Here is a 25,308-nt window from a genome sequence, read left to right as displayed (position 1 = left end):
ATGACGAAATCCGGCACTATCCGCACCGGCATCGGCGGCTGGACCTTCGAGCCCTGGCGCGGGCATTTCTTTCCCGATGACCTGAAGCAGAAGGACGAGCTGAATTATGCCAGCCGCCAGTTGAAGGTCATCGAGGTAAACGGCACCTATTACAGCACGCAAAAGCCTGCGGTCTTCGCCAAATGGGCAGCTGACGTGCCCGACGGTTTCATCTTTTCGCTGAAGGCGACACGTTTCGTCACCAACCGGCGGGTGCTTGCCGAAGCCGGTGAATCGATGGAGCGGTTTCTGTCGTCGGGCATCAGCGAACTCGGCGATCATCTCGGGCCGTTGCTCTGGCAGTTCGCGCCGACGAAGAAGTTCGATGCGGACGATTTCGAGGCCTTCCTGAAGCTGCTGCCGGCAAAACAGGACGGGCTGGCGCTCCGCCACGTGGTCGAGGTGCGGCACGATTCCTTCAAAGTGCCGGAATTCGTGGCGCTGCTGGCGAAATACGGGGTGGCGCCTGTTTGTGCCGAACATTTCGAATATCCGATGATTGCCGACGTCACGGCCGATTTCGTCTATGCCAGGCTGCAGAAGGGCTCGGACGATATTGCGACCTGCTATCCGGATAGGGACCTGAAGGCCTGGGCAAACCGGCTGGAGACCTGGGCCGAAGGCAAGATCCCGGACGACCTGCCGCTGATCGATGCGGATCGCAAAGTGAAGGTTGAACCGCGCGACGTCTTCGCCTTCATGATCCATGAGGGCAAAGTCAATGCGCCGCACGGGGCGATCGCCCTGCAGCAGGCGCTGCCGAAATAGGCCGGGCTGACTTTCGCGGAACGTCAGAATCGGCGGCGCGACGCTAGAGCATCGGCGTGGCCCGAAGCTAAAGCATCAGGCGGGTTAAAGAGGTAAGACGTGGGCGGCGAGGTCTTCCGCCGTCAGGCCTTTGCCGGCGCGATGGCCGGCCTCTCCATGCAGCCAGACGCCGGCGGCGGCGGCCTCGAAGGCCGGCAGGCCCTGGGCGAGCAATCCACCGATAATGCCGGCGAGCACATCCCCGGAACCGGCGGTGGCAAGCCAGACGGGAGCGTTGGTATTGATCAGCGCACGTCCATCAGGCGCGGCAATGACGGTATCGGCGCCTTTATAGACGATCGCTGCATTGGCGCGGCGGGCGGCAGCCACTGCCTTATCGACCTTGCCAAGCGCATCGTCGCCGCCGATATCGGGAAAGAGCCGCGAGAACTCACCTTCGTGCGGCGTCAGCACCAGACGCGGCTTTCCCCGGAAAAGATCAAACAGCTGCTGCGGATCGTCCTTGAACGAGGAGATGCCATCGGCATCAAGCACCAGATGGCGCTCGGCAAGCGCGGTGACGAAGCCGCGCGCCCTGGCGCCGATGCCGAAACCCGGACCGAGGACGAATGTCTGCAGCCGCCGGTCCGAGAGCCAGTCTTCGAGGTCTTCCTCGTCGTCGATCGCATGCAGCATGACGGCTGTGAGATGGGCGGCATTGGCGGCCATTGCCGCATGGGGGGCGGCGATCGTCACCAGGCCGGCGCCGGCCTTCAGGCCCGATATCGCCGACATCCGTGCAGCCCCCGTCTTGTCTGCCGCACCTGAGAAGACCACCAGATGGCCGCGCTTGTATTTGTGGGTTTCCAGCCGCCCGGCCGGCAGCACGCTCTTCCAGGCATCCGGCCTGTTCTCGGCGATGGCGCCGCCTGCCGCGCCCCTGACGATGCGAGCGGGAATGCCGATATCGAAGACCTCCAGTTCACCGCAAAGCTGCCTGCCCGGCATCAGCAGATGCCCGGGCTTGCGCGTCATGAAGGTAATGGTGTTGCGAGCTCGGAAAGCGGCACCCAGCACCTTGCCGGTGCGGCCATCGAGGCCGGAGGGCAGATCGATTGAAAGCACCGGTATACCGGCCTCGGTGACGCGCCCGATCAACGCGATGACATCGGCCGGCACTTCGCGGGCGAGCCCGGCGCCGAACAGGCCATCGATGACGACGTCGCCGGTTTCGGGCTGGTAGAGGGAGAGCCCCTGTCCCTGGAGCGCGCAGCCGGCGCGGGCGCGGGCGGCATCGCCCTTCAGCCTTGAGGGATCACCGAGATGGAAGAGCGCCACCGTCGCCCCGCCCTGCTGCAAATGCCTTGCCGCGACATAGGCGTCGCCGCCATTGTTGCCCGGACCGCAGAGCAGGACGAAACGCAGGGCATCCGGGTAAAGCCGCAGTGCGGCCGCTGCGGCCGCAGCCCCTGCCCTTTCCATCAGGCCGAAGGAATCGATACCGGATGCGGCAGCGGCCGCATCGACGGCGGCCATTTCGGCAGGCGTCAGAAGAAGGTCGGACAGATGTTGGCTCATTGCCCTATTCAATTCAATAAACGCCTAAAAAACAACCGCCTGGGATGACAAAGAAAATGGCATTGTTTGTGCATTTGCACATATTTTAATCCCACCACAACATGTATCCGCGGTTACTGATATTCAAAATTTTTTCGGTTTTGGACGCGTTTTTGGTCTGGGGGCAATGTTTTTTCACTTCTCTGTCACCAAAACGACATGGAATTCCCCGCAAACGCGCCGGTTTTGACAGAATTCACGTCTTTTTTCGATAAGACGGATTTCAAACTGGCACGATATCTGCATCATATCCGGCGAGCGGGAACATTCCTGCCGTAACGGGAGAAGCGGAGAGACATTTTCTCATGAAAAAGATCGAAGCGATCATTAAGCCTTTCAAGCTGGACGAAGTGAAGGAAGCCCTTCAGGAAGTCGGCCTGCAAGGTATCACGGTCACGGAAGCCAAGGGCTTCGGCCGTCAGAAGGGCCACACGGAACTCTACCGCGGCGCCGAATACGTCGTCGATTTCCTGCCGAAGGTAAAGGTCGAGGTTGTGCTCGCCGACGAGAACGCGGAGGCCGTCATCGATGCGATCCGCAAGGCGGCGCAGACCGGCCGCATTGGCGACGGAAAGATCTTCGTCTCCAACGTCGAAGAGGTTATCCGCATCCGCACCGGCGAGACCGGCATAGACGCCATCTGACCCACTTTGCCAACCACGCAAAGTTCGATACGGTCAGCGCAGCCACCTATTGTCATCGCAAATCGGAGGAAGGTATTTAATGGCGACCGCAAGCGAAATTCTGAAGCAGATCAAAGAGAACGATGTGAAGTTCGTCGATCTGCGCTTCACCGACCCGAAGGGCAAGCTGCAGCATGTGACGATGGACGTCGTCTGCGTCGACGAAGACATGTTCGCTGACGGCGTGATGTTCGACGGCTCCTCGATCGGTGGCTGGAAGGCCATCAACGAGTCCGACATGGTGCTGATGCCCGATACCGAGACGGTGCATATGGACCCGTTCTTCGCTCAGTCGACCATGGTCATCATGTGCGATATTCTCGATCCGGTTTCCGGCGAAGCCTATAACCGCGATCCGCGCGGCACCGCTAAGAAGGCTGAAGCCTATCTCAAGGCATCCGGCATCGGCGACACGATCTTCGTCGGTCCGGAAGCCGAATTCTTCGTCTTCGACGACGTCAAGTACAAGGCCGATCCCTACAATACCGGCTTCAAGCTCGATTCGACGGAACTGCCGTCGAACGATGACACCGACTACGAAACCGGCAACCTCGGCCATCGCCCGCGCGTCAAGGGCGGCTATTTCCCGGTTCCGCCGGTTGATAGCGCCCAGGACATGCGTTCGGAAATGCTGACGGTGCTCTCCGAAATGGGCGTCGTGGTCGAAAAACATCACCACGAAGTCGCCGCCGCCCAGCACGAACTCGGCATCAAGTTCGACACGCTGGTGCGTAACGCCGACAAGATGCAGATCTACAAATACGTCGTGCACCAGGTGGCCAATGCCTACGGCAAGACGGCGACCTTCATGCCGAAGCCGATCTTCGGCGACAACGGCTCGGGCATGCACGTGCACCAGTCGATCTGGAAGGGCGGCAAGCCCACCTTTGCCGGCGACGAATATGCAGGCCTTTCCGAGAGCTGCCTGTTCTACATCGGCGGCATCATCAAGCATGCCAAGGCGATCAACGCCTTCACCAACCCGTCGACGAATTCCTACAAGCGTCTGGTCCCGGGTTATGAAGCACCGGTGCTGCTCGCCTATTCTGCCCGCAACCGTTCTGCCTCCTGCCGCATTCCGTTCGGCTCCAACCCGAAGGCTAAGCGCGTCGAAGTCCGTTTCCCGGATCCGACCGCCAACCCCTACCTCGCCTTCGCCGCCATGCTGATGGCCGGCCTCGACGGCATCAAGAACAAGATCCATCCCGGCAAGGCCATGGACAAGGACCTCTACGACCTGCCGCCGAAGGAATTGAAGAAGATCCCGACGGTCTGTGGCTCACTGCGCGAGGCGCTCGAAAGCCTCGACAAGGACCGCAAGTTCCTGACGGCTGGCGGCGTCTTCGACGACGACCAGATCGATGCCTTCATCGAGCTGAAGATGGCTGAGGTGATGCGTTTCGAAATGACGCCGCATCCGGTCGAATACGACATGTATTATTCGGCCTGATCGGCCGCGAAGACCGAAAGCCCCGGCTCGCCGGGGCTTTCACCTCCCCCGGTCATGGACGCCAGCAGGAGGATGTGACGTTCATGTGACGAACACGCGCAAAAATCTTGATTTGCGCGGCACCAATCACCAAATTTGGTGATGAAAGGAAGTCGTACCATGAAAGAAAGAATAGCAAAGTTCAGTATCGGCGAAGTGGTTCGGCACAAGGTATTTCCGTTTCGCGGCGTCATCTTCGACGTTGATCCTGAGTTCGCGAATACGGAGGAATGGTGGAATTCCATTCCGGCCGAGGTGCGCCCGAGCAGGGACCAGCCCTTCTATCACCTGCTCGCCGAAAATGACGAAAGCGAATATGTCGCTTATGTCTCCGAGCAGAACCTGATGAACGATGAAAGCGGCACGCCGCTTCGCAACCCGCAGATCTACCAGATTTTCGATCAGGCCCCGTCAGGGCAGTTCAAACCCAAGATGAGCTTCGCCCACTAAATCAGGCTGACCGACCGCATGAAAAAAGGCCTCGCAATCCCGGCGAGGCCTTTTTCTTTTGGCACCGAACCCGGCGGAATGCCCCTCATCCGGCTGCCGCCCTCTCTGCCTGGGTCGAGCCACGTGTCTCCCCGCGCGCGGGGCGAAGGGACATGCAGCACACCTCTCGGTTCCCACCAACAGGGCACGTCCCCTCGCCCCGTTTACGGGGAGAGGGCCAGGGTGACGGGCAGCCATTAGCGCGCCGCTAGAGTGCAAAGTCCACCAACAAAAAACCCGGCGCGCAGCCGGGTTTCTGTTCAATATGGCGGCAGGATTACTGCGCCTTGGCTGCCTTCTGGGCGTCTTCCAGCTTCTTGCGGGCTTCTTCGGCCTTCTTCTGCATGCCTTCCTGCAGGCTGCGCTGGCTTTCGGCAAGCTTGGATTCAGAAACCGGTTCGCCGTCATAAGCGCCGGTGAAGCCTTCGAGCGAAATCTTGATCGGGTTCGGGGCGCGGCGGAAGTTGATCGACGTGAAGATCACATCGCTGCCCTTCTTGAGGCTGGCGATCATCGCATCGGTCAGCGGAATTTCAGCCGTGCACTTGTCCGGCAGGCAGACGGCGTAGTCGAGCTTCTGGCCCTTGCCGCCATCGATCTGCATGCTGATGCCCGGAGGAATCAGGCGTGCCGTGGGAACCGATACCTGCAGGAGCTTGCGGTTGATCTTGCCGGAAACCGAGATCAGGCCGACGGCCGTGACCAGCTGGCCGCCATTGGCGAGGATCAGGTTCTGGACAACACAGATGTCGTTGTCTTCCTGCTTGCTGCAGGTCTTGTACCAGCCGAGCTTCGGCGCTCCTGCGGCCTGTGCCGGGGCATCGGCCGGAGCCTGCGCCGCCGCATCCTGTGCGAAGGAGGAGACCGGAGCCGAGGCACCGAACATCACTGCCAGAACGGACAGTGCTGCCCGCATTTTCTTTTCAGACTTGAACATCATAACGAATTCCGTCTCCTGATATCCGTTCAGGGCAGCGTCTTTGCCGCCCCAACCATCGGGTCGTTCGGCACTCCACCTCTTAAAAGAATAAGGCAAATGCATGACCCCGAAACTTCGGGTTCACCTGTTACATCGCAGCGTTCAAGATATCCAGCTTTTCTTTGGCAATTTGAGCGGCAATTTCGAAGCCGGGCCAAAGAAAACGCCGCAGCGTGTTGGAATCACTCGACCCCATGATAATCTCCGCGGTGAATCATGCCCCGTTTTCACGGATCAAGGATTGCCGAATGCTCCGGATCATCGTCCCTCTCGTCCTCTCGCTGCTCTGCGGAGCTGTTGCCGCCGAGCCGCTGCACGGCATCGCGATGCATGGCGAGCCGGCTTTGCCGCCGGATTACAAGCACTTTCCTTACGTCAATCCCGACGTGAAGAAGGGCGGCAAGATCACCTACGGCGTCGTCGGCACCTTCGACAGCCTCAACCCGTTCATCCTGAAAAGCATGCGGACGACGGCGCGCGGCATGTGGGATCCGGAATATGGCAATCTCGTCTACGAATCGCTGATGCAGCGTTCCAGAGACGAGCCCTTCACGCTATACGGCCTGCTTGCCGAGACGGTGGAATGGGACGATGACAGGAGCTTCATCCAGTTCAATCTCAATCCGAGGGCGAAATGGGCCGATGGCCAGCCGGTGACGCCCGAAGACGTGATGTTCACCTTCGAGCTGATGCGCGACAAGGGCCGCGTGCCTTTCGCCAACCGCCTCAATGTCGTCGCCAAGATGGAAAAGGTCGGCGAGCACGGCGTGCGCTTCACCTTCAACGACAAGGCCGACCGGGAGACGCCTTTGATCTTCGGCCTTTTCCCGGTGCTGCCGAAACATGCGATCGATCCCGAGACCTTCGACCGCACTTCGCTGACGCCGCCGGTCGGCTCCGGTCCCTATAAGGTGAAGACGGTGAAGCCCGGCGAGAGCATCACCTATGAGCGCGATCCGAACTACTGGGGCAAGGACATTCCCGCCAAAGTCGGCACCGACAATTACGACCAGATCACCGTGCAATATTTCCTGCAGGACACGACGCTGTTCGAGGCCTTCAAGAAGGGCGATATCGACATCTATCCCGACGGCAATCCCGGCCATTGGGCCAATGCCTATAATTTCCCCGCCGTTACCTCGGGGGCCGTCGTCAAGGACATGTATACGCCGAAACTGCCGAGCGGCATGCTCGGCTTCGTGTTCAACACGCGCCGGCCGATCTTTGCCGATCTCAAGGTGCGCGAAGGCCTGTCGCTGGTGTTCGATTTCGAATGGGCGAACAAGAACCTCTATTCCGGCGCCTATAAACGCACCCAGAGCTTCTGGCAGAATTCCGAGCTTTCAAGCTTCGGCGTCCCTGCCAATGATCGGGAAGTTGCCCTGCTCGGGCCGATCAAGGACAAAATTGCGCCGGAGATTCTCGACGGCAGCTACAAGCTGCCGGTGACCGACGGCTCTGGCCGCGACCGCAATGTGTTGAAGCAGGCGGTCGAATTGCTGAAACAGGGCGGCTATACGATCCAGGGCGGTAAGATGCTGGATGCCTCCGGCCGCCAGCTCGCCTTCGAGATCATGACGCAGAATGCCGACCAGGAGAAGCTCGCCGTTGCCTACCAGCGTTCGCTGCAGACGATCGGCATCGCCGCTACGATCCGCACCGTCGACGATTCGCAATATCAGAGCCGGACGAACAGCTTCGACTATGACATGATCCTCAAGTCCTATACCTCATCGCTGTCGCCCGGAAACGAGCAACTCGGCCGCTGGTCTTCCGCTGCGCGCACACGCGAAGGTACGGACAGCTTTGCCGGCGCCAACGACCCCGATATCGATACCCTGATCGACCATCTGCTCAGGGCGCGTTCGGCAGAAGATTTCACCGCGGCGGTGCGCTCCTACGACCGGCTGCTGCTTTCCGGCCACTACGTGCTGCCGCTCTACCACATCGACCAGCAATGGGTGGCGCGCAGCAAGCGCATCGGCCATCCCGACAGCGTGCCGCTCAACGGCTATCAGCTGCCGGTGTGGTGGGATGCGAGTGTGCAGTAGACGCAGCCGAACCGCCGCCGCCCAATGTCTCTCTGCAGAGACGAATAGAATAAGGAAACCCCTCATGGAACGTATCACCATCGACGTCGTCTCGGATGTCGTCTGCCCCTGGTGCTATCTCGGCAAGGCGCGGCTGGATCTCGCCATCGCCGAGGTGCAGGACAAAATCGGCGTCGACATCAACTGGCGACCGTACCGGCTCAATCCCGACTATCCCAAGGAAGGCGTCGACCAGAAGAAGGCGCTGGCTGAGAAGCTCGGCGGCGAAGAGCGCGTGGCGCAGGCACACAAGATGCTGACCGATTACGGCCGCGAGGTCGGCATCGCCTTCGATTTCGAGGCGATCAAGATCGGCCCGAACACGCTCGACGCCCATCGGCTGATTCACTGGGCGATGATCGAAGGCCGCGAGAAGCAGGACAAGGTCGTTGCCGCGCTGTTCAAAGCGAATTTCGAGGAAGGCCGCAATGTCGGCGACCATGCCGTGCTGCTCGATATCGCCGAAAAGGCCGGTCTCGATCACTCGGTCATCGCCTCGCTGCTTGCCTCCGATGCCGATAGCGATCTGATCGTCGCCGAGATCAAGGCTGCGCAGGAGATGGGCGTCAACGGCGTGCCATTCTTCATCTTCGATCAGCAATACGCTGTCAGCGGCGCACAGACGCCCGACGTATTGGCGAACGCACTGCGTGATATTACCAAGGCAAAGGCCGAGTCGCGATCAGGTCTCAACTGACGCCGACGGCTCCAGCTTCAGCCCAGAACCGGAACGCATCTCACCTCGGTCTTCACCGAATTGGCGATGAAACATTCGTCGTGGGCGCGATGGTGCAGGGCTTCGAGCTCGCTGAGCGAGGGCTCCCTCTCGCCGCTGAAGACGACATGCGGGCGGAGGGTCACGACGGTCATGGCGAGGCGGCCGTCGGCATTCTTCTCCATGATGCCTTCGGCGGCATCGGTGTAGCTGTCGACGCAAAATCGCTGTTTGGCGGCAAGCGACAGGAACCAGAGCATGTGGCAGCTCGAGAGCGAGGCGACGAAGGCCTCTTCCGGATCGACGGCATCCTCGGCCGAATAGGGCAGCGGAACGACATGCGAGGATGAGGACGCCCTCACCTCGATACCGCCGTCGAAGGTCCAGCGATGGGCGCGGCTATAGCGGTTGTCGGTAAAAGTCTCGCCGTTCCGCTGCCAGGCGATCGTCGCGCCATATTTCGCCATCTCTGTTTCTCCCGTTTATTTCGCCATCTCGGCCAGTTGCGTCATGATGACAGCAGCACCCTGCAGGCGTTTTTCCGGCGTCGGCAGGTCGCGGGTCAGGAACAGGCTGTGATCGGGGCGGATCTTCGCCATCGTGCCCTGCTTGCCGATATAACCGACGAGGTTGGCCGGATTGGGGAATTCCTTGTTGCGGAACTGCACGACGACGCCCTTCGGGCCGGCATCGAGCTTTTCGACATTGGCGGTGCGGCAGAGCGACTTGATGTAGACGATCTTCAGCAGATGCTGGACTTCGATCGGCATCGGGCCGAAGCGGTCGATCATCTCGGCGCCGAAGCCGTCGATCTCCTTGAGTTCGGTGATTTCGCCCAAGCGGCGGTAGAGCGCCATGCGCAGATGCAGGTCAGGCACATAGTTCTCGGGGATCATCACCGTGGTGCCGACGGAGATCTGCGGCGACCAGCCGGTATCGTGGATCTCGTCGAGACCCTTGACCTCGGCGACCGCCTCTTCCAGCATCTGCTGATAAAGCTCGAAGCCGACCTCCTTGATATGGCCGGATTGCTCCTCACCGAGCAGGTTGCCGGCACCGCGGATATCGAGGTCGTGGCTTGCCAGCTGGAAGCCGGCGCCAAGCGTATCCAGCGACTGCAGCACCTTGAGGCGGCGCTCGGCCGTTGCCGTCAGCACCTTGTTGACAGGCAGGGTGAAGAGCGCAAAGGCGCGCACCTTCGAGCGGCCGACGCGGCCGCGCAGCTGGTAGAGCTGGGCCAGGCCGAACATATCGGCGCGGTGGACGATCAGCGTGTTGGCTGTCGGCACATCGAGACCGGATTCGACGATGGTGGTGGACAGCAGCACGTCGTAGCGGCCTTCGTAAAAGGCATTCATGATGTCTTCCAGTTCGCCGGCCGGCATCTGGCCATGGGCGACAGCAACCTTCAGCTCCGGTACGTCCGACTGCAGGAAGGCATGGATATCGGCGAGATCGGCAAGCCGCGGGCAGACATAGAAGCTCTGGCCGCCACGATAATGCTCGCGCATCAGCGTCTCGCGGATCACCAGGCTGTCGAAGGGCGAGATGAAGGTGCGCACCGCCATGCGGTCGACCGGCGGCGTGGTGATCAGCGACAGTTCGCGCACACCGGTCATGGCAAGCTGCAGCGTGCGCGGGATCGGCGTTGCCGACAGCGTCAGCACATGCACGTCGCTCTTCAGCTCCTTCAGCCGCTCCTTGTGCTTGACGCCGAAATGCTGCTCCTCGTCGATGACGAGCAAGCCGAGATTGGCGAATTTGATGCCGGCGCCGAGCAGCGCATGGGTGCCGACGACGATATCGGTCTTGCCGTCCGCCACTTCCTTCTTGGTCAGCGCCAGTTCCTTGGCGCCGACGAGGCGCGAGGCCTGCTGGATGCGCACCGGCAAACCGCGGAAACGCTCGGAAAATGTCTTGAAATGCTGGCGGGCAAGCAGCGTCGTCGGCACGACGACAGCAACCTGGGCGCCGTTCATCGCCGCGACGAAGGCGGCGCGCAGCGCCACTTCGGTCTTGCCGAAACCAACGTCGCCGCAGACGAGGCGGTCCATCGGCCGGCCGGCAGCGAGATCGGAGCGGACTGCCTCGATGGCGTTGTCCTGATCCTCGGTCTCATCATAGGGGAAGCGGGCGGCAAATTCATCGTAGAGGCCTTCCGGCGTCGTCAGCATCGGCGCATAGCGCGTGAGGCGTTCGGCGGCGATGCGGATCAGCGCATCGGCCATGTCGAGCAGCCGCTTCTTGAGCTTGGCCTTGCGCATCTGCCAGGCGCCGCCGCCAAGCTTGTCGAGCTGGGCCTCGGTACTTTCGCCGCCGTAGCGCGAGAGCAGATCGATGTTTTCGACCGGCAGGAAGAGCTTGGCCTCGTCGGCATATTGCAGTTCCAGGCAGGCGTGCGGCGCACCGGCCGCCTCGATGGTCCTCAGCCCGACGAAGCGGCCGATACCGTGTTCGGCGTGGACGACGATCGAGCCCTCGTCGAGGCCCGCGACCTCGGCGATGAAATCGGCGGCGCGTTTGCGGCGCTTGGAGCGGCGCACCATACGGTCGCCCAATATATCCTGCTCGCCGATGACGACGAGATCGCCGGCCTCAAAACCGGCTTCGAGACTGAGCACGGCAGCGGCCGCCTCGCCTCTGGCCAGCGCGCCGACATCCTTCAGCGCCTCGATCGGCTTGACCTTTTCCAGGCCGTGCTCGTTCAGCACCTGCAGCAGGCGTTCCAGCGAACCTTCGGTCCAGGCGGTGACCAGCACTTTCGCGCCGGCGGCACGCCGGTCGGCAATATGCTTGACGACGACGTCGAAGATATTGATGCGTTCGGCATCACCGCCACCCTCGGCATTCGAGCGGGCCCAGCGCTGGCCCTGGCGGGCATCAACATTGACGACCCGCCGCGCCTCGCCCTCATGCTCGTTGAAGGGGCTGATGCGGATCGCGCCGAGCGCGTCGAGGGTTTTGGCGAAAAGCTTGCTGTCGAGATAGAGCTGGCCCGGTGTCACCGGCTTGTAGGGCGTGCCCTGCGACATCTGGCTCTTTACCGGCTGGCCGGAATTGAGGCGGGCGTCGTAATAATCGAAAACCAGCTTGGAACGCTCCTCGGCCGCCTCCCGCACCGTATGGTCGGTAACGACTCGGAAGCCGCTGAGATAATCGAAGACGGTATCGAGCTTCTCGTAGAAGAGCGGCAGCCAGTGCTCCATTCCGGGATAACGGCGGCCTTCGGAGACGGCGAGATAGAGCGCATCGTCGCGCGTCGTGGCGCCGAAAGCCGAGAGGTAATTCTTGCGGAAGCGGCTGATCGTATCCGGGGTCAGCGTCACCTCGCTCATCGGATTGAGATCAAGGGAGCGCACCTGGCCCGTCGTGCGCTGGCTGGCCGGATCGAAGCTGCGAATCGATTCCAGCGTGTCACCGAAGAAATCGAGACGGACCGGCTCTTCGGAACCCGGCACGAAGACGTCGAGAATGCCGCCGCGCACGGCATATTCGCCGACTTCGCGAACGGTCGCGACGCGGTCGAAACCGTTGCGCTCCAGGCGCCCGGCGAGATCGTCCATGCGCAGCTGGTTGCCGGGGCGGGCCGAAAAGCTCAAGCTTTCGATCACATCCTGCGGCGCCACCTTCTGCAGCATGGCGTTGGCGGTGACGAGCACGATTGCGGCATGCGGCTTCTTGCGATGGGCAATCAGGCCGCCGAGTGCCGCCAGCCGGCGGGCCGAGGTGTCAGCGCTCGGCGAGACGCGGTCATAGGGCAGACAGTCCCAGGCCGGCAGAGTGAGAACCGGAATGTCGGGAGCAACGAAACCCAGCATCTGTTCGAGGTCAGCCATGCGGTGGCCGTCCGACATGACATAGGCGACCGGCTCTCCCGTGCGGGCGAGTTCGGCGAGCAGCAGCGTTTCAAGGCCGGCAGGCACATTGCCGATCGTCAGCGGCTCGGCAATGGCCGCAAGTTTCTTCGCATCAAAACCAGGGATCATTCCGGCGTCCTGAGGGGCTTGTCGAAATCGGGCGTGTAGGCGGCCAGGCGGGCAAACATCGGTGTCTGGAAACGCTCGGGCACCGGCCAGGTTCCCATGATCCAGCGGACGAGATCATTGTCCTCTTCGGCCATGATCGTCTCGAACTCGTCGAGCTCGGCATCCGACAGCGTTGCGAGCTCGGCTTCGGCAAACTGGCCGAAGACCAGATCCATCTCGCGAATGCCGCGATGCCAGCAACGGAAAAGGATCCGGCGGCGGCGCGGGTCGAGTCCGGCACTCGTGAGCGTGACACCTGTCATGGCATTACCTTCCTGTTGATGCGCCTCTATAGACCCTGGAAAGCGGCTTGTCAGCCTTGCCAAGGCCGCATTGTTCATCGCATTTTGGCCGCATGCGCCCCGCCATTCTCGATCCTCTGTTTTCCCCCATTTCCGGCCTTCCGGGCGTCGGCCCGAAGATCGCCGAGCTGCTGGTCAAGCTGCTCGGGCGCGACACGGCGGAGGATTGCCGGGTCATCGATCTGCTCTTCCACGCGCCCTTTTCGCTGATCGACCGGCGCAACCAGCCGGGGATAGCACGGGCACCGCAAGGCGCGATCGTGACGATCACGGCGCGCGTCGACCGGCACCAGGTACCGGCGCGCGGCAAAAGCAATATTCCTTACCGCGTGTTCCTGCATGACGAGACCGGCGAGCTGACGCTGGTCTTCTTCCGCGGCCAGGCGGCGTGGCTGGAAAAGCAGCTGCCGATCGATGCGGAAGTGACGGTCAGCGGCAAGATCGACTGGTTCAACGGCCGCGCCTCGATGGTGCATCCCGACTATATCGTCCGGGCGGATGAGGCGGAGAGCCTGCCGCTGGTCGAGCCGATCTATCCGCTGACGGCAGGACTTTCACCGAAGACGCTGCGCAAGATCATCGACGCTGGCCTGCCGCGCTTCCCCGAGCTGCCGGAATGGATCGACCTCTCGCTGACGCAAAAGCAGGGCCTACCGTCAATCCGCGACAGTTTCCACATGCTGCACGAGCCGCGCGACCCCGGAGATATCGACCCGCAGGCCCCTGCCCGGCGGCGGCTTGCCTATGACGAGTTCCTCGCCGGCCAGCTGTCGCTGAGCCTGGTGCGGCAGAGGCTGCGCAAGGTGGCGGGCCAGCCGGTGCATGCGACGGGTGCGATCAGCAGCAAGATCCTGAAATCCTTGCCCTTCTCGCCCACAACAAGCCAGAACGAGGCGATCGCCGAGGTTTTGAGGGACATGGCCGCAACCGAGCGCATGCTGCGGCTGCTGCAGGGCGATGTCGGCTCCGGCAAGACGCTGGTGGCGTTGATGGCGATGGCGGCGGTGATCGAGAGCGGCGGCCAGGCCGTGCTGATGGCGCCGACCGAAATCCTGGCGCGGCAGCACCATGCGACGATCGCGAAATTCGCCGCCTCCGCCGGGCTTAACATCGAGGTGTTGACCGGGCGCACCAAGGGACGCGAAAGGGAGGAGATCCAGGAGCGCATCGCCTCGGGTGCCGCCCAGATCATTATCGGCACGCATGCGCTGTTCCAGGACAGCGTCGCCTATGCCAATCTGATGCTTGCCGTCGTCGACGAGCAGCATCGTTTCGGCGTGCATCAGCGGCTGCGGCTGACCGCCAAGGGTATCTCGCCGCATATGCTGGTCATGACGGCGACGCCGATCCCGCGCACTTTGGTGCTTGCCGCCTTCGGCGATATGGACGTCTCCAAGCTCACCGAGAAACCGGTCGGCCGCAAGCCGATCCAGACGATCACCGTGCCGATGGAACGAACCGGCGAAATCGTTGGGCGGCTGCAGAGCGCGATCGCCGAGGGCAAAAAGGCCTATTGGATCTGCCCGCTGGTCGAGGAATCCGAAGAGCTCGACCTGATGTCGGCCGAGGAACGGCATGCGACGCTCACCGCCGCACTCGGTCCCGATATCGGCCTGATCCACGGCCGCATGAGCGGACCGGAGAAGGACGCGGCGATGCTGGCGTTCAAGAACGGCGAGACCCGGCTTCTCGTCGCCACAACCGTCGTTGAAGTCGGCGTCGACGTGCCGGATGCGACGATCATGGTGATCGAACATGCCGAACGCTTCGGCCTGGCGCAATTGCATCAGCTGCGCGGCCGCGTCGGGCGCGGCGACGAGGCCTCGACCTGCATCCTGCTCTACAAGGGGCCGCTCGGCGAAACCGGCCATGCCAGGCTCTCGATCATGCGCGAGACGGAGGACGGTTTCCGCATCGCCGAGGAGGACCTGAAGCTGCGCGGTGAAGGCGAATTGCTCGGCACCAGGCAATCCGGCACGCCGGGATTCCGCATCGCCAGCCTCGAGGCGCATGCCGACCTGCTGGAGATTGCCCGCAAGGACGCGGCCTATCTGATTGACCGTGATCCCGAACTGACGAGTGAAAGAGGAGAGGCGATCCGCACCCTGCTCTATCTCTTCCGCCGCGATGAGGCGATCCGGTTTTTGAGAGCAGGTTAAAGCGCGCCGCGGCGCCCCAAAACCGCGGAACTGTTTTGGGCAATAAGCATCAATCCGCCTTGGACACCGCCACCGGCTTTGGCCGCGGCAAATGCTTCTGCTTGGCATCGGCCGGCTTGTGTTCGGGCGCCACAAGCCCGCCTGAAATCAGGAACTTGGCGGCATCTTCCGGCGACATGTCGAGCAACACGATTTTTTCGCGCGGCACGAAGACGAGAAAACCAGCCGTCGGCACCGGTGTCGGCGGCAGGAAGACGGCGACCATATCCTGGCCCATGGCGTTGAACTTCGACGCGATCTCGCCCTTGGCGTCGGTGGCGATGAAAACCAGCGCCCAGAGGCCGGGACCCGGATATTCGATCAGGCCGACCTTCTTGAAGGAGTTCGCCTGCTCCTTCAGCACGGTTTCGAAAATCTGCTTCACGCTTCGGTAGACGGTGCGCACCAGCGGCATGCGCTGGACGATCGATTCGCCGAAGCGGACGATGCTCTGGCCGATCAGGTTCTTGCCGAGAAAGCCGACGACGGTGATCAGGATAACGGCGGTCAGCAGGCCGAAACCGGGAATGGCGAAATTGAGATAGCTTTCCGGATTCCAGCGCGCCGGAATATAGGGCCTGACCCAGCTGTCCGACCAGTGGATGAAGGTCCACGTCAGCCAGATGGTGATCGCGATCGGGGCGCAGATGATCAGGCCCGCGAGAAAATTATTCCTCAGCCGGGTCGCGACCGGCATTCTGGGGGTGTTGTCGGTCATCGTTTCCTGATGAACTCCATCTCAGTCGTGGACAGGCCGGAACGCCGGCCCTTCCCCCTTGTCCGCAAACCAAAATTGCCAGAATTCGGGGCGTCGCACAATATGTTTCGGCGCGACGATCCCGGCGTTGCAGGCTTATTCCACGGTCACGGATTTCGCCAGGTTGCGCGGCTGATCGACATCGGTACCCATGAAGACGGCGGTGTGATAGGCGAGCAGCTGGATCGGCAGAGAGAAGATCATCGGCGCGATGATTTCGTCGACCACAGGCAGGGTGATCGTCGCCATGGTCGGCAGTTTCGAGGCCGCCGCACCCGCCTCGTCGGTGATGAAGATGATGCGGCCGCCGCGGGCTGCGACCTCCTGCATGTTCGAAACGGTCTTTTCGAAGAAGCGGTCGTAGGGAGCGATGACGATGACAGGCATGTTCTCGTCGATCAGCGCGATCGGCCCGTGCTTCAATTCGCCGGCGGCATAACCTTCGGCGTGAATATAGGAGATTTCCTTGAGCTTCAGCGCGCCTTCCATGGCAAGCGGAAAGCTGGTGCCGCGGCCGAGATAGAGCACGTCCTTGCACTTCGACAGTTCGCGCGACAGGCTTTCCATCTGCGGCTGGATCAGGTTCAGCACCCGGCTCATGATGCGCGGCATTTCGGCGAGATGGCGCACCAGCGCCCTCTCTTCGTCGGCACTCACCGTGCCGCGCGCCTTGCCGGCGCCGATTGCCAGCGACGCCAGCACGGCAAGCTGGCAGGTGAAGGCCTTGGTCGAGGCCACGCCGATTTCGGGGCCGGCCATGATCGGAAAGACGGCGTCGGATTCGCGGGCGATCGTCGATTCGCGGACATTGACGACGGCGCCGATCTTCAACCCGTTGTCGCGGCAATAGCGCAGCGATGCCAGCGTATCGGCGGTCTCGCCGGATTGCGAGATGAAGAGCGCTGCCTGCGACGGCGACAGCGGCATTTCGCGGTAGCGGAATTCGGAGGCGACGTCGATTTCAACAGGCAGGCGGGCATAACGCTCGAACCAGTACTTGCCGACGAGGCCGGCCAGATAGGCAGTGCCGCAGGCCGAGATCGCCAGGCCGGTGGCCGCCTTGAAGTCGATCGCGGCGGCATTGGCGCCGATCGTGTTTTCGGCGAAATCGACATAGTGGCTGAGCGCGTGGGAGATGACCTCCGGCTGCTCGTAGATTTCCTTTTCCATGAAATGGCGGTGGTTGCCCTTGTCGACGACATAGGCGGTCGCCTGCGAGATCTGGCGGGCGCGCTTGACCGGCTTGCCGGCGAAATCGAGCACCGACACGCCGTCGCAGGTGAGGACGGCGCAATCGCCGTCGACGAGATAGCTGATCTCGTTGGTGAAGGGCGACAGCGCGATCGCGTCCGAACCGAGGAACATCTCGCCGCGGCCATAGCCGACCGCAAGCGGCGGGCCGGAACGGGCGGCCATGATCTTGCCGGGATCGTCCTTGAGCATGACGGCGAGCGCATAGGCGCCGGTCACCCGGTTCAGCATCTTCAGCATGGCGGCGCGCGGCTCCAGGCCCTCGCGCAGATATTTCGCCATCAGCTGGGCGACGACTTCGGTATCGGTCTGGGTTTGAAAGACCGCGCCCCCTTCGGTCAACTCGTCGCGCAGCTCGGAGAAATTCTCGATGATGCCGTTATGGACGACGGCGACACCTTCGACGAAATGCGGATGGGCGTTGGTCTCATTGGGAACGCCATGGGTCGCCCAGCGTGTATGGGCGATGCCGGTCGTGCCGGGCAGCGGTTCGGTGTCGAGGCGCTTTTCCAGATTGAACAGCTTGCCCTCGGCGCGGCGGCGATCCATCACGCCGTTATGAATGGTGGCGACGCCGGCGGAATCATAACCGCGATATTCAAGGCGCTTCAGCGCATCGACCAGGCGCCCGGCAACAGGCTGAGCTCCGACGATCCCCACAATACCGCACATAAAATATCCCCATGAACTTCTGACAATGAGGCCAGTCCTAACGATTTTCGCTTATTTCTCAATCGCCTCGGCGGTCACTTTGAATTTCCGCCGGTTACGCAAATCAGCCTCAGCTCTTCGCCTTCTTCGCCGCCTTGATGGCGAGCGCGCGTTCACGCAGCAGCGTCGCGCGGCCGGGCTTGATCTCCTGCCGGGCACGGCCGAGCGCCAGCGCATCGGCCGGCACATCGACGGTGATGACGCTGCCGGAGCCGATATAGGCGCCGTCGCCGATCGTCACCGGCGCGACCAGTGAGGAGTTGGAACCGATGAAAGCATTTTCGCCGATCACCGTCTCGCTCTTGTTGACGCCGTCATAATTGCAGGTGATCGTGCCGGCGCCGATATTGGCTCCGGCGCCGATGACGGCATCGCCGATATAGGTGAGATGATTGACCTTGGCGCCCTCGCCCAGCCGGCCGTTCTTCACTTCGCAGAAATTGCCGACCTTCGAACCGTTGCCGAGGTCGGCACCCGGCCGCAGCCGCGCGAAGGGGCCGACGGTGGCACCCTGGCTGACATGGGCACCTTCGATGTGCGAGAAGGCATGGATGACGGCGCCGCTGTCGATCACTGCGCCGGGGCCGAAGACGACGTTCGGCTCGATCAGCGCATCCTGGCCGATGACGGTATCGTAGGAGAGAAAGACGGTTTCCGGCGCGATCATCGTGACGCCGGCCAGCATCATCTCGTGGCGGCGGCGCTCCTGCCAGAAACGCTCGATGACGGCGAGTTCGGCGCGGTTGTTGCAGCCGGTCATCTCGATCTCAGGCGCATCGACAGCGGTGACGCGGCCGCCGAGCGACCGGGCGATCTCGACGAGATCGGTCAGATAGAATTCGCCCTTGGCATTGGCATTGCCGATGCGTGAGAGAAGATCGAGCGCCTTGCGGCCGTTGATCGCCATCAGCCCGCTGTTGCACCACGTCGCGGCGCGCTCGGCATCGGTCGCATCCCTCTCCTCGCGGATGGCGATCAGTTCTCCGTCCTTGACAAGCAGGCGGCCGTAGCCGGTCGGACGGTCGGTGTGGAAGCCGATGACGACGACATCGCTGCCCTCGGCAAGGCCCTGGCGGGCGGCCTTCAGCGGTCCGTCTGTCTGCAGCGGCACATCGCCATAGGTGACGAGGATATCGTCATAACCCGTGGCGATCGCTTCGCGCGCCGCCAGCACCGCATGACCGGTGCCGAGGCGCTCCTTCTGCAGATAGGATTCGATGCCGACGCCGGCGATGGTTGCGGCCTTTGCCACATCCTCGGCATCGCGGCCGACCACGAGCGCGACCGACGAGATGCCGGCGGAGGCGACCGCCTCGACCACATGGGCGATCATCGGCCGTCCGGCGACCGGATGCAGCACCTTCGATTTCGAGGATTTCATCCGCGTGCTGTCACCGGCGGCAAGAATGACGGCAAGACAAGTACGTTCCATGATCTGCTCCGCGAATCCGCGCCATGAGGCGGCTTTGTTGCCTCATACTGCATAATTCCTGAAATCGGAATCGATTTTCGGAAAGCACGATGCGCGGAGGCAAAGCGTCAGGGCGTCGGCTGCGCGCCTGAAAATATGCGCGGCGCTGCCGGGCAAGCAAGGCTTCACAGAGGTGAAATTGCCGACGAAATAGGCTCCATGACGGCAGTCGAACCGCGGGCCGCGAAGGCTTGGTGCACGTGATCGCGACCGTCCAGAATGACGAGTTCCATCGCACGGCGTGCGGCGGCGCTGTCACCGGAAACGATCGCATCGACGATGCGCATATGGGTATCGGCGATATTGGCGAAACCGTTTTCCGACGGCGGCGTACTCATGCGGAACATGCCGACGAGAGCCGCTTCGATGAGGCTGCCCAGCGTCCGCATAAAGGGATTGTGCGAGGCCTCGGCGAGCGCCAGGTGAAAACGCAGGTCGGCGAGCGCCAGGCTGTCGGCCGTGTGACCGCTCGCCGCCATCTCCAGCGCCAGCCCGCGCAGCGTCTCGATATCCTCTGCATTCGCCCGTTCGGCGACAAGGCCGGCGGCGAAGGGTTCGACGGCGAGACGGATATCGTAGAGCTGCAGCAGGAATTCTTCCGTCACGCCATTGTCGAAGTGCCAGGCGATGATCTCGCTGTCGAACATGTTCCAGAAGTTCTTCTCGGTCACACGCGTACCGACCCGCGCCTTGGCGACGACCATGCCCTTGGCGGCGAGCGTCTTCATCGTCTCGCGCAAGACGGTGCGGGACACCTTGAAGCGTTGCGCCAGTTCCGTATCACCCGGCAGGATCGAGCCGACCGGATAGGTGCCGGCCACGATCGCCTTGCCGAGTTCGTCGACCACCTGCGCGTGGCTCGTCCGGGTTCTGCGTCCCGTCTTGCGTGTCTCGTCCAATTTGTTGCGCAAGCGATCCGTCTCCTCTCAAGCGTACCTCTTGTTCAGACTGGAAACGAACAGGATGGCTTTCTGCATCAGGATGAATGCAAACAGCAGAAGGCCAATCAGGATCTTGGTCCACCAGCTCGACAGGGTGCCGTCGAAGGTGATGTAGGTCTGAATGAGCCCCTGGATCAGGATACCGATCAAGGTCCCCGCCACGAATCCCGCTCCTCCGGTCAGCAGCGTCCCTCCGATGACGACCGCCGCAATGGCATCGAGTTCGACGCCGACTGCTGCAAGAGAATATCCGGCAGAGGTGTACAGCGAAAAGACGATCCCGGATAGACCTGCAAGAAAGCCCGACAGCGCATAGATCTGAATTGTCGTGCGGCCGACCGGCACGCCCATCAGCCGAGCCGTCTGCGGGCCGCCGCCGAGCGCGTAGACGTTGGTGCCGAAGCGGGTGCGCTGGGCGAGGAAAATGCCGGCGGCAAAGACCAGAAGCATGATGCCCCCGATCAGCGTCAGCCTTCCGCCGCCGGGCAGACGCCAATAGAGGCTCGTCAGCGTCGAATAATATTCGTGATCGATCGGGATGCTGTCGATCGAGAGCACGAAGGCCATGCCGCGCGCCAGGAACATGCCGGCGAGCGTGACGATGAAGGCCGGCATTTCGAGATAGTGGATGATCGCGCCCATGATGCCGCCAAAGGCGGTGGTGATGACCAGCACGATCGCAAAAGCAAGCAGCGGATGGATCGAGGTCTTCTGCAGGATCACCGCGAGAAAGACGCCGGTGAAGGCGATGACCGATCCGATCGACAGATCGATGCCGCCCGAGATGATGACGAAGGTCATGCCGACGGCAGCGATGCCGAGAAAGGCGTTGTCGGTCAGAAGATTGCCGATGACGCGCGTCGACAGCATGTTCGGATATTGCAGCGTGCAGCCGGCATAGGCGAGCACGAAGATGACGATGGTCGCAAGCAGCGGCAGGTATTTGGAGTTCATTTCGACTGCTCCCTTCCGCCCTGCCGGCGGCTGGCGAAGATGGCGAGCGATTGCACCGCCGGCGACTGAATGACGAGGATGACGATGATAATGACGGCTTTGATGATCAGGTTGAATTCAGGCGGGAAACCGGAGGACAGGATGCCTGTGTTCACCGCCTGGATGATCATCGCGCCGATCAACGATCCGAGAATGCTGAAACGGCCGCCGAGCAGCGAATTGCCGCCGACGACGACGGCGAGGATGGCGTCGAGTTCCAGCCAGAGGCCGGCATTGTTGGCATCGGCGCCCTTGATGTCGGCGGCGACGATGATGCCGGCGATCGAGGCGCAGAGGCCGCTCAGCATGTAGACCGCCATCAGTAGCACCGGCGTTTGAATGCCGGAGAGCGTGCTGGCGCGGCGATTGATGCCGACGGCCTCGATCAGCATGCCGAGCGCCGTGCGGCGGACGAGCAGGATGACGAGCAGGCCGACGAGAAGCCAGGTGATAACAGGCATCGGCAGAAGCAGGAAGGAACCGCTGCCGAAGAAGGTCAGCCCGTCATCGTTGAAGGTCAGGATGGCGCCTTCGGTGATGAGCTGGGCGATGCCGCGGCCGGCGACCATCAGCACCAGCGTGGCGATGATCGGCTGGATATTGAGGACGGCCACCAGGAAACCGTTCCAGACACCGCAGGCAAGCCCGATCGCCAGTGTTAGGATAACGGTATAAGCAACTGAATTTCCAGATACAATCGACGATGCGGCAACAGCGCCACAGATCGCAATGACCGCACCGACGGAAAGGTCGATGCCCTTGGTGGCAATGACCAGCGTCATGCCGATCGCCAGGAGCGCCACCGGCGCACCGCGGTTGAGCACGTCGATCAGGCTGCCATAAAGCCGGTCGTTCTGAACCACGACATTAAAAAACTGCGGTGACGTGATGAAATTCAACAAAAGAATGACAACAAGCGCAATCAATTGCGGCGCCAGGCGATAGGCCAGCGCCTTCAGCGAGGACCTCATGCCTCCTCCATCTTATGTTCGGCGGCAGCAATGGCTTCGACGATGCCGGCCGCCGTGATACGTTCGCCCGTGAGTTCGGCGATATGTTGCCGGTCGCGAAGCACGATGACACGTGAACTATAGGCGACAAGCTCTTCAAGTTCCGAGGAAATCACGATCAACGACATGCCTTCGGCGCAGAGCTGTTCGATCAGCCGGATGATCTCGGCATGGGCGCCGACATCGATACCGCGGGTCGGCTCGTCGAGGATCAGAAACTTCGGATTGGTCGCCAGCCAGCGGGCGAGGATCGCCTTTTGCTGATTGCCGCCGGAGAGCAGCCGGATCGGCTTTTCGCGATCGGTGGTGCGGATATCGAGCGCCTTGATGTAGCGGTCGGCGAGCGCATTCTGCTCGGCGCGCGAAAGCGGCCGGGTCCAGCCGCGGCGGGCCTGCAGGGCAAGCGCGATGTTTTCCCGGATCGACAGGTCGCCGATGATGCCATCGGTCTTGCGGTCCTCGGGGCAGAAGCCGAAGTCTTTTTCGATTGCGGCGCGTGGGCTCGAAAGCGTCACCGGCTGGCCATCGATCGTGGCGCTGCCGCTATCGGCATGTTCGATGCCGAAGAGCAGTTCGGCAGTTTCGGTACGGCCGGAGCCGAGCAGCCCGGCGATGCCGACCACCTCTCCGGCGCGCACCTCAAGGTCGAAGGGTTTGACTTTGCCGCGTTTACCGTAGCCTGAGAAACGGTATCGGACCTCGCCGGCCGCAAGGCTGCGTTCCCTCACCGTCTCCTCGACATAAGCCAATTCGCGGCCGAGCATCATGGCGATCAGCCCCTGGCGCGGCAGATCGGCGGCGTCGCGGGTGCCGACGAGCTTGCCGTTGCGCAGCACGGTGATCCGGTCGCTGATCGCATAGACCTGCTCGAGAAAATGGGTGATGAAGACGATGCCGAGGCCGCGCTTCTTCAGGTCCTCGATGATGCGGAAGAGCAGCGCCACTTCCTGATTGTCGAGGCTTGCCGTGGGCTCGTCGAGGATCAGCACCTTGCCGGAGAGATCGACGGCGCGGGCGATGGCAACCACCTGCTGGACGGCGACGGAGAAGCGGCTGAGTTCGGCGGTGACATCGATATCGACACCGTAGCCGGCGAGCAATTCGCGTGCCTTGCGGTTCATCGCACGCACATCGGTCATGCCGAAACGCCTTGGCTGGCGTCCGAGAAAGAGGTTTTCGGCAACGCTCAGATTGGCGAGGAGGTTGACCTCCTGGTAGACGGTGCCGATGCCGAGTTTCTGGGCGGCGAGCGTATTGGCCGGATTGATTTCATGGCCGTCGAGCGTCAGGCTGCCCTCGTCACGATGATAGGCGCCGGTAATGCATTTGATCAGCGTCGATTTGCCGGCGCCGTTCTCGCCAAGCAGCGCATGCACCTCGCCCTTGCGCAGCGTGAAATCGACCTTGTCCAACGCCACTGCGCCGGGAAAGAATTTCGATATTCCGGAAGCCGCGAGAACGTTCTCGAAATCGTGAATCATAGGGGCCTGTTTTCCTGATATTGCGGCAAAAGCCGCGCCGCGGCAGGACATGACGTCCCCAGGCGGCAAGGCAGTTCCGCACCGGTCCATGACGGGCCGGTGCGGTTCTACAGCGCCACGTGTCTTTTCAGGCACGTGACGCTGTAGCGCTTTGAATGCTGCATAATTCCCCCAATTCGATTCCGATTGTGGAATGATGCAGTCGTGTCAAATCAGATCAGTAGCCCTGACCCTTCTTCTCTTCGTAGACCTTCAACGGTTCGTCGGCAGGCGTGTAGAGCTTGGACTCGGTCTGGATCCACTTCGCCGGAGCCTTCTTGTCCTTCAGATAGGCTTCGAGCGCATCGAAGGCCGGGCCTGCCATATTCGGCGTCAGCTCGACCGTGGCGTTGGACTCGCCTTCGGACATGGCCTTGAAGATATCGGGCACGGCGTCGATGGAGACGACGAGGATATCCTTGCCCGGCTTCAGGCCGGCTTCCTTGATCGCCTGGATGGCGCCGACGGCCATGTCGTCATTATGGGCGTAGAGAGCGCAGATATCCTTGCCGCCATTCTCGGCCTTCAGGAAGCTTTCCATGACTTCCTTGCCCTTGGTGCGGGTGAAGTCACCGGTCTGGCTGCGAACGATCTTCAGGTTGTCGTGACCGGCAAGGGCCTCTTCGAAGCCCTTCTTGCGGGCGATGGCCGGCGACGAACCGGTGGTACCCTGCAGCTCGACGACGTTGCACTTCTTGTCGCCGACAGTCTTGACCAGGAAGTCGCCGGCAACCTTGCCTTCGTGAACCAGGTCCGACGTCACCGCCGTCAGGTAGAGATCGTCGGGAGCCTTGATGGTGCGGTCGAGAAGGATGACCGGAATCTTGGCTTCCTTGGCTTCCTTGAGAACGTCGTCCCAGCCGGTTTCGACGACCGGAGCAATGAGAATGGCATCGACGCCCTGAGCAATGAAGGAACGCAGAGCCTTGATCTGGTTTTCCTGCTTCTGCTGCGCATCGGCAAACTTCAGATCGATGCCGCGCTTCTTTGCCTGCTCCTTGGTGACGGTCGTTTCAGCCGCACGCCAGCCCGATTCCGAGCCGATCTGCGAGAAGCCGACGGTCAAGCCGGCGGCCGAAGCCGAACCGAACATGCAGGCAGCAAGAATCGTGGCACTCAATAGTGCAGTCTTCAATTTCATGATTTCCTCCCAAGCCGCGTCTCGCGGCGCAGGGTCAAAAAATCATATAGTATTACTTTTGTAAATCGGAATCTTGGCATGCACTGCAACAAAAAAGAGCGCCCACAGGGGGCGCTCTTCGCAACTGCGAATTGAACGCG

20 protein-coding genes are annotated in these 25,308 nt (G+C 61.8%); 7 read left to right on the top strand and 13 right to left on the bottom strand.

Annotated features, from left to right (window positions below; translation table 11 throughout):
- Window positions 1-807: a DUF72 domain-containing protein gene (locus PO860_RS08965; RefSeq protein WP_272782581.1), complete on the top strand. Its 807-nt coding sequence runs from the start codon at window positions 1-3 to the stop codon at window positions 805-807.
- Between the two features lie 84 nt (window positions 808-891).
- On the opposite strand, the gene PO860_RS08960 is transcribed toward PO860_RS08965, so the two are convergent.
- Complete coding sequence (locus PO860_RS08960) at window positions 892-2,364, bottom strand: NAD(P)H-hydrate dehydratase (protein WP_272782582.1); 1,473 nt, start codon at window positions 2,362-2,364, stop codon at window positions 892-894.
- A 344-nt stretch (window positions 2,365-2,708) separates the two neighbouring features.
- Between PO860_RS08960 and PO860_RS08955 the strand changes: the two genes are divergently transcribed.
- The 3 genes from PO860_RS08955 to hspQ all read left to right on the top strand — a co-directional run bounded on the left by PO860_RS08955 (window position 2,709) and on the right by hspQ (window position 5,025).
- Window positions 2,709-3,047, top strand: a complete 339-nt coding sequence (locus PO860_RS08955) for a P-II family nitrogen regulator (protein WP_003539626.1) — start codon at window positions 2,709-2,711, stop codon at window positions 3,045-3,047.
- 79 nt (window positions 3,048-3,126) lie between these two features.
- On the top strand, window positions 3,127-4,536 hold the full coding sequence (gene glnA, locus PO860_RS08950) for a type I glutamate--ammonia ligase (RefSeq protein WP_028756888.1): 1,410 nt from the start codon (window positions 3,127-3,129) through the stop codon (window positions 4,534-4,536).
- A gap of 159 nt (window positions 4,537-4,695) precedes the next feature.
- Entirely contained in the window at window positions 4,696-5,025 is a 330-nt protein-coding gene (hspQ, locus tag PO860_RS08945) for a heat shock protein HspQ (protein WP_003559363.1), read from the top strand.
- A 316-nt stretch (window positions 5,026-5,341) separates the two neighbouring features.
- Here hspQ and PO860_RS08940 read toward each other — a convergent pair whose 3' ends face one another.
- Window positions 5,342-6,004, bottom strand: a complete 663-nt coding sequence (locus tag PO860_RS08940; protein ID WP_183607353.1) for an invasion associated locus B family protein — start codon at window positions 6,002-6,004, stop codon at window positions 5,342-5,344.
- 287 nt (window positions 6,005-6,291) lie between these two features.
- On the opposite strand from PO860_RS08940, the gene PO860_RS08935 reads away from it, so the two are divergent.
- Both PO860_RS08935 and PO860_RS08930 read left to right on the top strand, forming a co-directional pair.
- Window positions 6,292-8,094 carry an extracellular solute-binding protein gene (locus tag PO860_RS08935; protein WP_272782583.1) on the top strand — a complete coding sequence of 601 codons (1,803 nt, stop codon included), beginning with the start codon at window positions 6,292-6,294 and terminating at the stop codon, window positions 8,092-8,094.
- 64 nt (window positions 8,095-8,158) lie between these two features.
- Window positions 8,159-8,830 carry a DsbA family oxidoreductase gene (locus tag PO860_RS08930; protein ID WP_272782584.1) on the top strand — a complete coding sequence of 224 codons (672 nt, stop codon included), beginning with the start codon at window positions 8,159-8,161 and terminating at the stop codon, window positions 8,828-8,830.
- 17 nt (window positions 8,831-8,847) lie between these two features.
- Here the strand turns inward: PO860_RS08930 and PO860_RS08925 are convergent, their stop codons facing one another.
- The 3 genes from PO860_RS08925 to PO860_RS08915 are packed head-to-tail and all read right to left on the bottom strand — an operon-like array spanning window position 8,848 to window position 13,136.
- Complete coding sequence (locus PO860_RS08925; protein WP_272782585.1) at window positions 8,848-9,315, bottom strand: OsmC family protein; 468 nt, start codon at window positions 9,313-9,315, stop codon at window positions 8,848-8,850.
- A gap of 15 nt (window positions 9,316-9,330) precedes the next feature.
- Window positions 9,331-12,834, bottom strand: a complete 3,504-nt coding sequence (gene mfd, locus PO860_RS08920; protein WP_272782586.1) for a transcription-repair coupling factor — start codon at window positions 12,832-12,834, stop codon at window positions 9,331-9,333.
- Window positions 12,831-13,136: an FAD assembly factor SdhE gene (locus tag PO860_RS08915; protein ID WP_272782587.1), complete on the bottom strand. Its 306-nt coding sequence runs from the start codon at window positions 13,134-13,136 to the stop codon at window positions 12,831-12,833. The genes mfd and PO860_RS08915 overlap by 4 nt, the downstream gene beginning before the upstream one ends.
- 92 nt (window positions 13,137-13,228) lie before the next feature.
- On the opposite strand from PO860_RS08915, the gene recG reads away from it, so the two are divergent.
- A complete protein-coding gene (gene recG / locus PO860_RS08910; protein WP_272782588.1) occupies window positions 13,229-15,334 on the top strand; it encodes an ATP-dependent DNA helicase RecG in 2,106 nt (701 codons plus the stop codon).
- Window positions 15,335-15,383: 49 nt separating this feature from the next.
- On the opposite strand, the gene PO860_RS08905 is transcribed toward recG, so the two are convergent.
- The 8 genes from PO860_RS08905 to ytfQ all read right to left on the bottom strand — a co-directional run bounded on the left by PO860_RS08905 (window position 15,384) and on the right by ytfQ (window position 25,168).
- Window positions 15,384-16,091: a DUF502 domain-containing protein gene (locus PO860_RS08905; RefSeq protein ID WP_183607361.1), complete on the bottom strand. Its 708-nt coding sequence runs from the start codon at window positions 16,089-16,091 to the stop codon at window positions 15,384-15,386.
- Between the two features lie 135 nt (window positions 16,092-16,226).
- The gene (gene glmS / locus PO860_RS08900; RefSeq protein WP_272782589.1) at window positions 16,227-18,053 is read right to left on the bottom strand and encodes a glutamine--fructose-6-phosphate transaminase (isomerizing); all 1,827 of its coding nucleotides are present in this window, start codon (window positions 18,051-18,053) and stop codon (window positions 16,227-16,229) included.
- A 109-nt stretch (window positions 18,054-18,162) separates the two neighbouring features.
- Window positions 18,163-19,524, bottom strand: a complete 1,362-nt coding sequence (gene glmU / locus PO860_RS08895) for a bifunctional UDP-N-acetylglucosamine diphosphorylase/glucosamine-1-phosphate N-acetyltransferase GlmU (RefSeq protein ID WP_273884993.1) — start codon at window positions 19,522-19,524, stop codon at window positions 18,163-18,165.
- A 164-nt stretch (window positions 19,525-19,688) separates the two neighbouring features.
- Window positions 19,689-20,474 carry a FadR/GntR family transcriptional regulator gene (locus PO860_RS08890; protein WP_183607364.1) on the bottom strand — a complete coding sequence of 262 codons (786 nt, stop codon included), beginning with the start codon at window positions 20,472-20,474 and terminating at the stop codon, window positions 19,689-19,691.
- A 15-nt stretch (window positions 20,475-20,489) separates the two neighbouring features.
- On the bottom strand, window positions 20,490-21,458 hold the full coding sequence (yjfF, locus tag PO860_RS08885; protein ID WP_097619772.1) for a galactofuranose ABC transporter, permease protein YjfF: 969 nt from the start codon (window positions 21,456-21,458) through the stop codon (window positions 20,490-20,492).
- A complete protein-coding gene (locus tag PO860_RS08880; RefSeq protein ID WP_272782591.1) occupies window positions 21,455-22,468 on the bottom strand; it encodes an ABC transporter permease in 1,014 nt (337 codons plus the stop codon). Before PO860_RS08880 ends, yjfF begins: the two co-directional genes overlap by 4 nt.
- Window positions 22,465-23,988 carry a galactofuranose ABC transporter, ATP-binding protein YtfR gene (gene ytfR / locus PO860_RS08875; protein ID WP_273884994.1) on the bottom strand — a complete coding sequence of 508 codons (1,524 nt, stop codon included), beginning with the start codon at window positions 23,986-23,988 and terminating at the stop codon, window positions 22,465-22,467. Before ytfR ends, PO860_RS08880 begins: the two co-directional genes overlap by 4 nt.
- Before the next feature lie 217 nt (window positions 23,989-24,205).
- The gene (ytfQ, locus tag PO860_RS08870) at window positions 24,206-25,168 is read right to left on the bottom strand and encodes a galactofuranose ABC transporter, galactofuranose-binding protein YtfQ (RefSeq protein WP_007628908.1); all 963 of its coding nucleotides are present in this window, start codon (window positions 25,166-25,168) and stop codon (window positions 24,206-24,208) included.
- Window positions 25,169-25,308: the final 140 nt, after the last annotated feature.

Origin of the sequence: Rhizobium binxianense (assembly GCF_028994275.1) — a bacterium.
GTDB classification, from domain to species: Bacteria; Pseudomonadota; Alphaproteobacteria; order Rhizobiales; family Rhizobiaceae; genus Rhizobium; species Rhizobium binxianense.
The sequence above is the reverse complement of the archived record's forward strand: the minus strand, read 5'-3'. Positions and strand labels throughout refer to the sequence as shown.

Coding starts and splice junctions, on each gene's coding strand:
- PO860_RS08965 (WP_272782581.1), top strand. CDS start 1: ATGACGAAATCCGGCACTATCCGCACCGGCATCGGCGGCTGGACCTTC.
- PO860_RS08960 (WP_272782582.1), bottom strand. CDS start 2,364: ATGAGCCAACATCTGTCCGACCTTCTTCTGACGCCTGCCGAAATGGCC.
- PO860_RS08955 (WP_003539626.1), top strand. CDS start 2,709: ATGAAAAAGATCGAAGCGATCATTAAGCCTTTCAAGCTGGACGAAGTG.
- glnA (WP_028756888.1), top strand. CDS start 3,127: ATGGCGACCGCAAGCGAAATTCTGAAGCAGATCAAAGAGAACGATGTG.
- hspQ (WP_003559363.1), top strand. CDS start 4,696: ATGAAAGAAAGAATAGCAAAGTTCAGTATCGGCGAAGTGGTTCGGCAC.
- PO860_RS08940 (WP_183607353.1), bottom strand. CDS start 6,004: ATGATGTTCAAGTCTGAAAAGAAAATGCGGGCAGCACTGTCCGTTCTG.
- PO860_RS08935 (WP_272782583.1), top strand. CDS start 6,292: ATGCTCCGGATCATCGTCCCTCTCGTCCTCTCGCTGCTCTGCGGAGCT.
- PO860_RS08930 (WP_272782584.1), top strand. CDS start 8,159: ATGGAACGTATCACCATCGACGTCGTCTCGGATGTCGTCTGCCCCTGG.
- PO860_RS08925 (WP_272782585.1), bottom strand. CDS start 9,315: ATGGCGAAATATGGCGCGACGATCGCCTGGCAGCGGAACGGCGAGACT.
- mfd (WP_272782586.1), bottom strand. CDS start 12,834: ATGATCCCTGGTTTTGATGCGAAGAAACTTGCGGCCATTGCCGAGCCG.
- PO860_RS08915 (WP_272782587.1), bottom strand. CDS start 13,136: ATGACAGGTGTCACGCTCACGAGTGCCGGACTCGACCCGCGCCGCCGC.
- recG (WP_272782588.1), top strand. CDS start 13,229: ATGCGCCCCGCCATTCTCGATCCTCTGTTTTCCCCCATTTCCGGCCTT.
- PO860_RS08905 (WP_183607361.1), bottom strand. CDS start 16,091: ATGACCGACAACACCCCCAGAATGCCGGTCGCGACCCGGCTGAGGAAT.
- glmS (WP_272782589.1), bottom strand. CDS start 18,053: ATGTGCGGTATTGTGGGGATCGTCGGAGCTCAGCCTGTTGCCGGGCGC.
- glmU (WP_273884993.1), bottom strand. CDS start 19,524: ATGGAACGTACTTGTCTTGCCGTCATTCTTGCCGCCGGTGACAGCACG.
- yjfF (WP_097619772.1), bottom strand. CDS start 21,458: ATGAACTCCAAATACCTGCCGCTGCTTGCGACCATCGTCATCTTCGTG.
- PO860_RS08880 (WP_272782591.1), bottom strand. CDS start 22,468: ATGAGGTCCTCGCTGAAGGCGCTGGCCTATCGCCTGGCGCCGCAATTG.
- ytfR (WP_273884994.1), bottom strand. CDS start 23,988: ATGATTCACGATTTCGAGAACGTTCTCGCGGCTTCCGGAATATCGAAA.
- ytfQ (WP_007628908.1), bottom strand. CDS start 25,168: ATGAAATTGAAGACTGCACTATTGAGTGCCACGATTCTTGCTGCCTGC.